The following is an 11617-nucleotide window of genomic DNA, read 5'->3' as shown; positions in this document are numbered from 1 at the left end:
GGCGCCCTGATCGCCCTCTTCTACCTCCCCGCCGGACGCATCTCCTACGACATCCGTCCTTCCCGGTCCGCCGGTGCCGCCGCGTAGTACGGCGCCACGGAGGAGCCAGTACGGTGCGGCGCCGTACCGCCGTGAACGGATGCCGACGGCCGGGGGGCGCACCGCCGGGGCCTCCCGCGGCGGCAGTGGACCGGGCCTCGCGAACGGAGACAGGACATGGCGCGTTCCCAGGCCGGTGAGTCGGTGCTCGCCCGTGCCGCACGGGTCCTGGAGGCGTTCGGTCAGGACAGCCGGGTGCTGACCGTCGCCGAGATCGCCCGGCGGGCGGCCCTGCCCGTACCGACGGCGCACCGCCTGGTCGCCCAGCTCCTGGACGTCGGCTTCCTGGAGCGCACCGAAGGGCACGGGGTGCGCGTCGGCCTGCACCTGTGGGAGATCGCCGCGCTGGGCGCCCGGGCCCTGGACCTCCGGGAGGCCGCCATGCCCTTCCTGGAGGACATCCACGCGGCGACGCGGCAGCACACCCAGCTGACCGTCCTCGACGGGACCGAGGTGCTCGTGCTCGAGTGGCTCAGGGCCCGTGAGTCCCTCCCGGGACTGCTCCTGCACGCGGGGCGCCGGATACCCGCCCACGCGGCGGCGGCCGGTGCCGTGCTGCTGGCGCACGCCGAGGCCCGGGCCCAGGAGGAGGTCCTCGCCGGGCCGCTGACGAGGCTGAGCGACCGCACCCCGACGGACCCGAGCGACCTGCGCCGCCTGTGGGCGTCCACCCGTCGGCGGGGCTACGCCGTGTGCGACGGCTTCGTCCACGCTCGGGCGACGGGCATCGCCGTCCCCGTACCGGGGAGGAACGCCCGGCCGGTCGCGGCGATCGGTGTCGTCGTCCCGGCCGGCGAGGCCCGGCCCATGGAGCTGGTCCCGTCGCTGCTGGCCGCGGCCCGTGGCATCGGACGGGCGCTGAGCACCCCTGCGCCCACGGGGTGATCGCTCGCTCGCCCGGGACACCGCGCCGTCTCCACGCCCGTGCTGGGCACCGCACCGACCGCGGCTCTCGGAACGCTTCGGCCGGATCGCGGGCATGAGGGCGGCGGCCCACCCGCCGCCCGCGGACCACGCCGGGCGGACCGCCGACCGCACGGCCACGGTCACCCCGCGTCCGCGCAGCCCGACGCCACCCCCTTCCCGTGCGGGACCCCCCGCCCCGCCCACCGAGGAGTCGCGATGACGGACCCGGCCACGCCCGCCGTCCGGCACGTACCGGACCGGCAGCGTCACGAGATCGGAGTCCAACGGCGGGACCGCCGGCTGCACGACGAGTCCGCCGACCTGGCCGACCCGGTGACGCCGGAGATTCCGCGATGGCCCGACACGGTACTGAACAGAGCGCCCGCGGAATGCCGTGCCGACTGCGTCGGTTGTTCTCACCCACAGCGGTGGGCGGTATCGCGGGGTTGGTGAGGAGAGCAGCGGCCATGACCCTTTCCGTCGTTCTCGCCGTTCTCGCGGCCTGCAGCAATGCGCTGGGAACGGTGCTGCAGCGGCGTGCGGCGCTGACCGTGCCCGCGTCGACGTCACTGCGCGTCGGGCTGCTGGCCGACCTGCTGCGGACGCCGGTCTGGCTCGCGGGCATCGCCGGTGTGACGTTGTCGGCGATTCTCCAGGCATGGGCGCTGGCCTCCGGTTCGCTTGCCGTCGTGCAGCCGGTCTTCATCCTGGAGCTGCCGCTGGCCCTCGTGATCGGCGGGATGGTCTTCCATGTGCGTCGATCGCGCAGGTCGTGGGCGTCGGTGGCGTACATCGCCGTCGGGCTCGCCGTCTTCCTGCTCTCGCTCGCGCCTTCCGGGGGACGTGAGCGGGTACCGGTGGTCTGGTGGGCGCCGACCCTCGTCGTCATCGGTGCCCTCGCGACCGCACTCGTGCTTTCCGCCCTGCGTCGGCCCTTCGGCCTGGCGCGGGCGGCCGCCCTGGCCGCCGGCGCCGCTCTCGGCAACGCGCTCGCCGCGGCGCTGATGAAGACGGCCATGGACGTCCTGGACGATCAGGGACTCGTGGCGTTCCTCCTGTCCTGGCAGACGTACGGCTTCGCCGTGATCGGCGGTACCTCCCTCTTCCTGCTGGGCGCCGCGATGCAGGCCGGACCCCTCATCGGCTCACAGCCCGCTCTGACCCTCACCGACGCCGTGACCGGTGTCGTGCTGGGAGTGACGCTCTACGCCGAGCAGCCCCGTACGGGGCCGTGGATCCTGTCGGCCCTGCTCGGCTTCGGCCTGCTCACCTACGGTGTCCTCCGGCTCTCCCGGACGCGTTGCCTGGCGGAGTGCCTGAACGCCGACGAGGAGGCGCCGGACCGGGCGGAGAAGGCCGCGGTGTAGCGCCGCTCGGTGCGGGGTCAGCCGATGCGGAGGCCGACGACCAAAGTGGGCCCGTGGGGGGGCGCCTGCCGGGCGCGGACGAGCCTTCCGGGGAGGCGCTGCCCATGCGTGGTCCTCACGGCCCTTCGTGTGCCCCGGCCGCGCAGGGCCGGCCGGCGGGCGGTCCTGTGCGGCCGGAGCGGTTCCGGTCGGCCCGCGCGGGCGGGCCGGGGGGCCGACGGTGCTCGGGCGAGCGGTCGGCAGGGACTTTAGCGGCGAACCTGGGGCGGCGGCGCGGTGCCGCCGGCCGGGGCACGGTGGACGAGCGCCCCGCGCACCGCCCCGTGGATCCGGACGGGACCTGCCGGCTGCCGGACCGCGATCGGCCGGCAGTGTGGTGCCGCCGCTGAGCGGCGCAGCGCCGAGTCGGGAAGCGGCCGTCGAACCCGGCGACGGCGCACGACAGGACTTCGGGACGACGGGCGCCATCGTGCGGGAGATCGGCCGGTCGGCCGCCCCGACACGGTGACGTCCTTGCGGGACGCGCGCACCGCGTCGGTCGGGCATCCGGCGCCGTCACCCGGAAAGCACCGTGCACGTGTGCTCCACCTCGGGCGGCGCCGCGAAGTGGGGACCCGCCAGGGCCCGCCACCGGCGGAAGCCGTCGGAGGCGCGGAACGTCACGGTGTGGTGCTCCACGCTCTCCCAGCACACGACGAGGCGGTAGCGCCGTGGATGCTCCACGACGCGGTGCAGTGCGACCCCATGGCAGCCCGCCGCGTCGAGGAATACCGGGAGGGCCTCGGCAACCGCCTGCTCGAACGCCTCCTCGCTGCCCGGCCGGACATCGATCCGGGCGACCTCCGTGATCACGGCTGTCCTCCCGCCCCGGTCTCCGGCTCGGCGGGGTGCGCGTGTTCGGCGTCGACGCGGGCGGTGGCCCCCGTCGCCACGATGGTCCGGGTCGCGTCCACCGAGGCATACGTCCACAGGATTCGCATCGGGGCGGTCGTCGAGGCGTTGCGGAAGCGGTGCGGCGTACCGGCGGCGACGTAGGTGGTGTCGTACGGGGACAGCCGGTGCTCGGTGCCGTCGATCTCCACCACCGCGTCACCCTCGAGGACGACCACGCTCTCCGCGCAGTCGTGGGTGTGCGGGGGGATCCCCGTGCCGGGTCCGAACAGGGTGATGCCGTTCAGGAAGACCTGCGCGCCGACCGCCCGGGTGACCAGGGGGGTGGTGCTGACCCCGCCGCCGCGCTGGAAGGCCGGCAGATCGGCGGGGCGCAGGACGGCCGGCGGGAAGGAACCGCACGGTGCGGCGGATGCGTGGTCCGCGGGGGAGGCGGACGGGGGTGTGGTGTTCATCGGGGGTTGGCTCCGTTCGGCGCGGGCCGGTCCGCCGTGGCGGGGCCGATCCAGACGGTCTTGACGTTGACGAACTCGCGGATGCCCTCAAGGCCCAGCTCACGGCCGTAGCCGGACTTCTTGATGCCGCCGAAGGGCAGTCGCGCATCGGAGGCGACCATGCCGTTCACGAAGACGGCACCCGCGTCCAGCCGGCCCACGACGGTGCGGGCCCGCACCAGGTCCTCGGTCCACAGGGTGGCGGCGAGCCCGTACTCCGTGCGGTTGGCCATGGTGATGGCCTCCTCGGCGTCCCGCACCCGGGTGACAGCGGCGAGGGGGCCGAAGGTCTCCTCGTCGAAGGCCGGCATGCCCGGTGTGACGTGGTCGAGCACGGTCGGTGGGTAGAACCAGCCGGGACCGGAGGCGGGTTCGCCGCCCAGTTCGAGTTCCGCGCCCGCGGCGATGCTGCGCAGGACCTGGCCGTGGAGGGTGTCGCGCAGGTCGGAGCGGGCCAGCGGCCCGATCGTGGTACGGCGCTCCGCCGGATGCCCGACGACCAGCGCCGCAGCGCCCTTGGTGAACGCGGCGACGAACTCCTCGGCGACGGACTCCTCGACGATGAACCGCTTGGCGTTGACGCAGCTCTGGCCGGCGTTGACGAAGCGGGAGGCGACGGCTGTGGCGGCCGCCCGTTCCACGTCCGCGTCGGCGAGCACCACGAACGGGTCCGAACCCCCGAGTTCCAGAACCTGCTTCTTGAGGGCGGCGGCCGCCCGGGAGGCGACGGCGGCACCGGCCCGGGGTGAGCCGGTCAGGCTGACCGCGGCGATGCGCGGGTCGGCGATGACGTCCGCCACCCGCTCGACCTCGATCAGCAGGGTGCCGCACAGCCCCTCGGGAGCTCCGGCCTCCCGGACCGCCCGTAGGACGGCCAGGGCGCACTGCGGCACATTGTCGGCGGGCTTGAGCACCACCGCGTTGCCGGCGGCGAGGGCCGGTGCGGCACAGCGGACGAACTGCCAGAACGGGTAGTTCCACGGCATCACGGCCAGCACCACGCCCAGCGGCTCGTACACCACGGCGCTCTCGGCCGCGTCGGAGTGCACGGGCCGGTCGGCGAGCTGGGCGGGGGCGTGTTCGGCGTAGTAGGCGCAGGTGGCCGCGCACTTGTCGATCTCGGCCTCCGCCTCGCCGATCGGTTTGCCCATTTCCGCGGTGATGAGCCGGGCGAAGCCGTCCCTGCCCTCGCGCAGCACGTCGGCCAGCCGCCGCAGCAGGGACGTGCGCTCCGTGACGGTGCGGCGGCGCCAGGCGGCCTGGGCCGCGACGGCCCCGGTCAGCACCGCGTCCACCTCCCTGTCCGACGCGGGGGTGAAGCGGGCGAGTTCGACGCCCGTGGCCGGGTCGATCGAGGCGATCACGAGGCGGCCTCCACGGTGTTCTCGACGGCTTTGCGTACGGCGGTCGCGAAGGCGGCGGTGCCCAGGCCGCCGCCGATGTCGCGGGTGCGGGTGGCGGGGTCGTCCAGGACGGTGTCGACCGCGGCGCCGATCAGGGCGGCGGCGCGGCGGAGCCGGTCGTCGCCGTCCCGGTGGCCGCGCCAGTCCAGCAGCAGGGCGGCGGAGAGGATCAGGGACGTGGGGTTGGCGACGCCCTGGCCGGCGATGTCGGGGGCGGAGCCGTGCTGGGCCTGGGCGACGCAGATGGTGTCGCCCGCGTTGACGGATCCGCCCAGGCCCAGGCTGCCGGACAGCTCCGAGGCCTCGTCCGAGAGGATGTCGCCGAACATGTTGGTCGTGACGACGACGTCGAACCGCTCGGGGCTGCGGATCAGCAGCGCGGCGGTCGCGTCCACGATGAGTTCCTCGAGTTCGACGTCGGGGAAGTCCGCCGCGACCCTGCGCACCTCGCGCAGGAACAGCCCGTCGGAGAGCTTGAGCACGTTGGCCTTGTGGACGGCCGTGACCTTCCTGCGGCGGCCCCGGGCCAGTTCGAAGGCGGTCCGGGCGACCCTCGCGCAGGCCCGGGCACTGATCTTGCGCACCGACAGGGCGAGGTCCGCGTCCGGCATGAACTCACCGCTGCCCGCGTGCATGTTGCGGTCGGAGTAGAAGCCCTCGGTGTTCTCCCGGACGATGACGAGGTCCATGGGGGTCCGCAGGATGCTCAGTCCGGGGCGCGAGCGGCAGGGGCGGACGTTCGCGTACAGCTGGAAAGTGGTGCGCAGTTCGGCCGACGGGTTGATCCCGCCCTCGGCGCGCCCGGGGTACTCGTAGTGCGAGACGGGCCCGAGCAGGACGCCGTCCACCTCGGGAACGCGCTCGAGCACGGTGTCGGGGAGCGTGGTGCCGCAGGCCGTCAGGGCGGCGAGCCCGATGTCGCGGGTCTCGTAGTCCAGGCCGAGGCCGAGCCGTCGATCGACGCCGTCGAGCACGTCGAGTGTCGCCCCGGTGATCTCGGGGCCTATGCCGTCACCGGGCAGGACCAGGATCTTCACGGACTGCCTTTCCTCGAAGGGGTTATGACGTGCCGTCAGGTCGGCAGGGGGATGGCGGGCGCGGTGTGCTCCGCACCGCCGCTGTAGTGGCCACTACGATCTGGTCGACTGGTTGATACATATGCTACAGATAGGGGTCGTGGCAACCCGCGGTGAAAGGGAAACCGTTGAAGACATCACAGCCCGCCACGGCGGGCGCCCGGATCCTGCACCCGACCGAGTTCTTCCACTCCGGCGTGACGGCGTTCTTCGCCTCCCAGAGTGATCAGCGCTTCTCGTACTGCCTGTACGTGCCGACCGCCCATCAACGGGCGACCGAGCCGCTGCCCCTCGTCGTGGTGGTGCACGGCACCAACCGCACGGCGGAGCGCTACCGCACGATGTTCCGGGAGTTCGCCGAGGAGCACGACTGCGTCGTGCTCGCGCCGCTCTTCCCGGCGGGCGTCGCCGACCCGGGCGACCTGCACGGCTACAAGCGGCTGCTGCACCAGGGGATCCGCTACGACGAGGTGCTGCTGGACATCGTCGAGCAGATCGGCCGGCGCTACACCGTCGCCACCGAGCGGTTCCTGATGCACGGCTTCTCCGGCGGCGGGCAGTTCGCGCACCGGTTCGCGTATCTGCACGCCGAGCGGCTCACCGCCCTGTCCGTCGGCGCCCCGGGCCGGATCACCCGCATCGACCCGGACGTGCCGTGGTGGCTCGGCACCGCGGACGTGGCCGAGCGGTTCGGCCGGGAGATCGACCTCGACGTCCTGCACACGGTACCCGTGCAGATGCTCGTCGGCGACGCCGACACGGAGACCTGGGAGATCGCCGAACCCGGCCTGGACGCCGGGGGAGACACCCGCGTCGAGCGCATGACGTCCCTGCGCGACAACTGGGAGCGCCACGGTGTTCGTGTGCGCTTCGAGCTGATACCCGGGATGGGCCACAGCGGTTCGGCGGCTCTTCCCCACGTTCAGCGGTTCTTCGCCGACGTGCTGACGGGCGGCAGGGCCTGAGCGCGTCGTCAGGCGAACGCCCCGCCGTTGCCCAGCACACGCTCGGCGAAGCGCCGGCCGATGGTCAGGTAGCCCGCGGCGTTCGGGTGGACGCCGTCCGGCATGTCCGCCGCGTCCCTCGGCCCCAGCAGCTCGCGCCCGTCGAGGTAGTGCAGGCGGGGATCGCTGCGGCGGCGACCGAGCACGATGCGCTCCAGCGCCTCGCGGACCACGGGCAGGGTCAGCGGGGCGAGCGAGGCCTCTCCGGTGTCGCCCAGTTCCTGCCCGGCATCTCCCGGTTCCTCCTCAGGATCACCTGGTCCCTTCCCGGGGCCACCCGTCTCGGCGGCCCGTCGGCCGTGGCCGGTGCCCGCCGGGCCCGCGCCCGTGCCCGGCGGCGTGGCGCCGGCTGCGTCGGCGGACTCCAGGCGCGGGCAGAACACCGGTGACACCACCAGCAGAGGGATGTCCGGATGGCCCTCTCGCACGGTGTCGAGGAAGCCGTGCACGGCGGGCACGAAGGTGCGCGGTTTCAGCGCCGACTTGAGCACCGGGTTGATCCCCAGCTTCAGGCTGATCAGATCGGCCGGCAGGTCCCTGATCGTCCGGGCGACGAAGGGATCCAGCATCCCGTTGCCCGCCATGCCCAGGTTCACCGGGTCCAGCGAGCCCAGCGCCGCCGCCACCGCCGGCCAGGTCCCGGTGGGCCCGTCGGCCTGGGTGCAGTGACTGATCGAACTGCCGTGGTGCACCCAGCGGCGCCTACCGGACGGCGCGGGCGGCGTCACCTCCGCGTCGGCACGCAGGGCGAGCAACTCGCACGGGGCCTGCTGGGGAAGCCACAGTTCGACCTCCTTCACGCCCGCGGGCAGGGCCCGGAACCGGACCGTGCCCGGCTCGCCGGCGACCTCCCGCGGACAGGCCCGCGCATGGGCCAGCCGCAGCACCCGGCCCACGGGCGCGACCGCCCGCGCCGTGAGCCGGCCGTCCACCACCAGGTCGAGCACCCCGGCGGACGTGGGTGCGGCCGTGCCGTCGAAGTGCCGCACGGTGGTGAGCAGATCGAGTTCGAGGGTCCGGGCCGCGGTGCGGAAGGCCAGCCGCACGCCGGACGGCATCGCCGCCACGAAGTCCATGAACGCGTCGGGATACTGCTCGCGCGTCCACGCCGGCAGGCGCCGGGGCAGCAGTCCGCCGCCGGGGCGCCGCTCCAGATCGAGCGCGCCGCGGAAGAGGACCGGGCCGTCGGCCAGGGCGATCTCATGCATGGGCCATGCCTCCGGTTCTGCCGGCGCCGGGCGACGACGGCTTCGGGCGTCCGCCGCCGTCACACCGCCCGCGGCACCGGTCCTGCCGGGGACCGGCAGCGGTCCGCCGGCAGTGCCCGGCAGCGGCAGGCCCCCCTATGCGGGCGGACAGGCGGCGGGGGAGCGGTGAGCGCTGTGTCCGGTGCGCGACGCACCGTACCGCGAGGTGGCGGTGGCCGGACGGCGGCCCTCAGCGCCGGGCCGCCGCCTTCCGGTTCAGAGCCTGATCGGGCCGGCGTCCACGAGCAGGGCGGGCGCGACGACGCTCTCCATGAACACCGCTTCGCCGCGCTCGCGGCGACTGCCCACGGCCAGGACGGCGTCGAGGACCTCGTCCATGCGGAAGGTGAGGCGCACCGACGGCTGCCAGGCGACCGGCACACCGTCGCGGATCCAGTACGTCGCGTCCCGCGTCGTGCCCGTGACGAGGGTGTCCTTGGGGTGCAGGATGCGCAGATAGTCGAGACGGCTGATCACCAGGCCCTCGTCGCAGAGGCCGGCCAGCTCCTGCTCGGTGTGGTCGCCGCCGTCCAGCAGGAGATGGGAGGGCGAGGGGTCGGCGCCGAAGCGCCAGCCCGCCGGCACCGCGTGGCCGGTGGACACGCCGCCGGTCACGGCCGCGTGCCCGAGGTCCGACACGACCCCGGTGAGCACGCCGTTCTCGATCAGCCGGGTGGCCCGGCGCGGCGTGCCCTCCGGGTCGAAGCCGCTGGCGAGGCCCGCGGGGTCGGTGCCGTCGTCGGTGAGGGTGATCAGTTCGCTGGTGACCCTGGCGCCCATGCGGCCGGCCACGGCGGTACGGCCCTCGGCGTATCCGGCGGCCCCCAGAGCCACGTAGCCGTAGGTCGCGAGCAGGGTGATCACGGCCTGGGGCCTGAGCAGGACCCGGAACGTGCCCTGCACGGGCTCCCGTTCGGGCAGGTCCGCCAGGTCGTCCAGAAGCCGGTGGGCGACGTCGCCGGGGTCGATGCGGGCGGCGTCCCGGTGGACGAGGCGGATGCTCGAGGATCTGCCGTCGCGTTCGGCGATCGCCTGCAGGGACGCCTTGGTGAGGGTCTCCTCGCGGTAGAGGCCGTCGTGATCGGCGACCACCCGGTGCACGACGTCGTGCCGGATGGAGCCGCCGAGCAGGGCGGCGCCGGCCAGACCGTCCTTGACCGTGCTGAACCAGGCGTGGCGTTCGGCGGGGCCGGCGCCGAGTGTGGAGACGCCCACTTCGGGCCGGGCGGCGGGGACGGAACCGGGCCTGGCCCGCCGTGCGCCGGACGCGGCCGGCAGCAGGGCGAGTGCGGCGTCGAGTTGGGCGGCCAGGGCTCTGACCGCACCGGGGTCGAGGGTCTCCAGGGTGCCCAGGGCGGTCCTGCCCCGCCGGGTGAGCCGTACGCGCACCCGCAGGCGTTCCTCGCTGTGCTGCGCGGTGATCCGGGACCGGGCGTAGCGGAGCAGGCCCGTGCGTTCCTGGGCGAGGTCGAGGTGGGTGCCCCGGCCCAGGATGTCGAGCGCGGTGCGGACGTCGCGGGGATCGATGCTCATGGGGTGCCTATCTGGACGTCGCGGAAGCGGGCGGGGACCGTGCCGTGCCCGATGTGGGCGACCTGGAGGGGCTCGCCCTTGTTGCACGAGGGGATGCCGTGGACCTGGAACTCGTCCTGGTTGCCGAGGGAGTCGCAGCCGGCCCAGAACCGTGGTGTGACACCGGAGTAGGTGCAGTTCTTCAGCAGGCGTCCGAGCCGCCCGTCGCGGATCTCCCACCCGGCCTCCGCGCCGAGCCGGAAGGACAGGCGCTGGTCGTCGATGGAGACGCTCTTGGTCATGTCCATCAGGACGCCGCGCTTGGTGGTGGCGATCATCTCGGCGAGCGAGGAGTCACCCGGTTCCAGGCAGAGGTTGGTCATCCGGACCAGCGGGATGCGCTGCCAGCCGTCGGCCCGGGCGGCACCCGAGGACTCCTGACCGAGGGCGGCGGCCGACTCGCGGCCGGAGAGGTAGCCGGTGAAGATGCCGTCCCTGACGAGTTCGGTGCGCTGGGCCGCGACGCCCTCGTCGTCGAACGCGTAACTGCCCAGTGCCCCGGGGATGGTGGCGTCGGCGTGGACGGAGACGAGGGGGGAGCCGAAGGGGAAGGTGCCACGGCGGTCGGGTGAGGCGTAGGTGCCGCCGGCCAGGCTCACCTCGGAGCCGAGCGCGCGGTCGGCCTCCATGGGATGGCCCGCGCACTCGTGCAGCACCATGGCGAGCTGGGCGCCGGTGACGACCAGGGCCGTGGTCTCGTCGGGGCACTGGGGCGCCGACAGCAGGGCGACGGCTTCCGCTCCGACCCGCGCGGCCTCCTCGACCAGCCGCAGGGCGGGGATGTGCTCGTAACCGGCGGTGGCGAAGTGGCCGCGCTGTCCGCGGATGGAACGGGGCACCGCCTGGGGGAACGAGCGGCGCTGGACGTCGTCGCCGTCGGACGCGACCACCATCAGCCCGCCGCCGCTCTCGGTGATGGTCTGCTCGATCAGCGCGCCCTCGGTGTTGGCGAAGACCTTGTCGTCGCGGAAGAAGTCCATCGACGCCTCGATCTGCCGGACCAGCGGCCCGGCGGTGCCGGCCTCGGTGACCGCCGCGTCCAGCAGGTCGAGTTTGGTGGAGAGCGACACCGTGAACGGGTCGACGACCATCGGCGAGGACCATCGCGCCCGGGTGGTGACCGGCTGGCCGAGCGGGATCTTGGCCACGCCCCCGCCGCCCGCCGCACGGGCTTGCGCGACGGCTTCGGTGACGGCGGCGCTCAGGCCCCTGTGGTCCAGGCGGTGCGTGGCCGCGAATCCCCAGTGTCCGCCGACGACGACCCGCACACCGACGCCGAGCGAGGTCTCCCGCATGACGTCACCGGGGCCGTTGTGCTCGACGAGGACCAACTCGTGGGTGCGGTCGACGACGCGGACGTCCGCGTAGGCGACGTCCCTGGGCAACAGGCCCAGGACCGTCTCCGCAGTGTCTTTCACAGCGTGTCTTCCCCTTCGGTCGGGGTGCGGCGCCGGCCAGGGCCGGACGGGCACCGGGTAGGGCGTGCGCGAAGGCCTCCAACGGCCGGGCGCGCTCTAGAAGGTAGCGTTCGCTACAGACATTGACAATGAGTGTTGTA

General features: G+C 73.7%; 10 protein-coding genes. 3 read left to right on the top strand and 7 right to left on the bottom strand.

Annotated features, from left to right (window positions below; genetic code table 11):
* The first annotated feature begins 216 nt into the window (after window positions 1-216).
* Window positions 217-984: an IclR family transcriptional regulator gene (locus ACZ4WH_RS37875; protein ID WP_468189545.1), complete on the top strand. Its 768-nt coding sequence runs from the start codon at window positions 217-219 to the stop codon at window positions 982-984.
* Window positions 985-1472: 488 nt separating this feature from the next.
* Window positions 1473-2372: a DMT family transporter gene (locus ACZ4WH_RS37870; RefSeq protein ID WP_468189543.1), complete on the top strand. Its 900-nt coding sequence runs from the start codon at window positions 1473-1475 to the stop codon at window positions 2370-2372.
* 555 nt (window positions 2373-2927) lie between these two features.
* Here the strand turns inward: ACZ4WH_RS37870 and ACZ4WH_RS37865 are convergent.
* Genes ACZ4WH_RS37865 through ACZ4WH_RS37850 form a run of 4 tightly spaced genes read right to left on the bottom strand, consistent with a single transcriptional unit; the run spans window position 2928 to window position 6197 of the window.
* A complete protein-coding gene (locus ACZ4WH_RS37865) occupies window positions 2928-3224 on the bottom strand; it encodes an antibiotic biosynthesis monooxygenase family protein (protein ID WP_468189541.1) in 297 nt (98 codons plus the stop codon).
* Window positions 3221-3718, bottom strand: coding sequence for a cupin domain-containing protein (locus ACZ4WH_RS37860; protein WP_468189539.1), 498 nt, complete (start codon window positions 3716-3718; stop codon window positions 3221-3223). Before ACZ4WH_RS37860 ends, ACZ4WH_RS37865 begins: the two co-directional genes overlap by 4 nt.
* Window positions 3715-5121: an NAD-dependent succinate-semialdehyde dehydrogenase gene (locus ACZ4WH_RS37855; RefSeq protein WP_468189537.1), complete on the bottom strand. Its 1407-nt coding sequence runs from the start codon at window positions 5119-5121 to the stop codon at window positions 3715-3717. The genes ACZ4WH_RS37860 and ACZ4WH_RS37855 overlap by 4 nt, the downstream gene beginning before the upstream one ends.
* Window positions 5118-6197 carry an isocitrate/isopropylmalate dehydrogenase family protein gene (locus ACZ4WH_RS37850; RefSeq protein ID WP_468189535.1) on the bottom strand — a complete coding sequence of 360 codons (1080 nt, stop codon included), beginning with the start codon at window positions 6195-6197 and terminating at the stop codon, window positions 5118-5120. Before ACZ4WH_RS37850 ends, ACZ4WH_RS37855 begins: the two co-directional genes overlap by 4 nt.
* A gap of 167 nt (window positions 6198-6364) precedes the next feature.
* On the opposite strand from ACZ4WH_RS37850, the gene ACZ4WH_RS37845 reads away from it, so the two are divergent.
* A complete protein-coding gene (locus ACZ4WH_RS37845) occupies window positions 6365-7201 on the top strand; it encodes an alpha/beta hydrolase family protein (protein WP_468189533.1) in 837 nt (278 codons plus the stop codon).
* Between the two features lie 8 nt (window positions 7202-7209).
* Here the strand turns inward: ACZ4WH_RS37845 and ACZ4WH_RS37840 are convergent, their stop codons facing one another.
* From ACZ4WH_RS37840 to ACZ4WH_RS37830, 3 genes are all read right to left on the bottom strand, one after another.
* A complete protein-coding gene (locus tag ACZ4WH_RS37840; RefSeq protein WP_468189531.1) occupies window positions 7210-8448 on the bottom strand; it encodes an SGNH/GDSL hydrolase family protein in 1239 nt (412 codons plus the stop codon).
* A 255-nt stretch (window positions 8449-8703) separates the two neighbouring features.
* Window positions 8704-10020, bottom strand: coding sequence for a metallopeptidase TldD-related protein (locus tag ACZ4WH_RS37835; RefSeq protein ID WP_468189529.1), 1317 nt, complete (start codon window positions 10018-10020; stop codon window positions 8704-8706).
* Window positions 10017-11477, bottom strand: a complete 1461-nt coding sequence (locus ACZ4WH_RS37830; protein ID WP_468189527.1) for a TldD/PmbA family protein — start codon at window positions 11475-11477, stop codon at window positions 10017-10019. The genes ACZ4WH_RS37835 and ACZ4WH_RS37830 overlap by 4 nt, the downstream gene beginning before the upstream one ends.
* Window positions 11478-11617 lie beyond the last annotated feature (140 nt).

The organism is Streptomyces sp. NPDC029138 (genome assembly GCF_055564375.1).
This window is presented reverse-complemented; position numbering and strand designations above follow the sequence as displayed.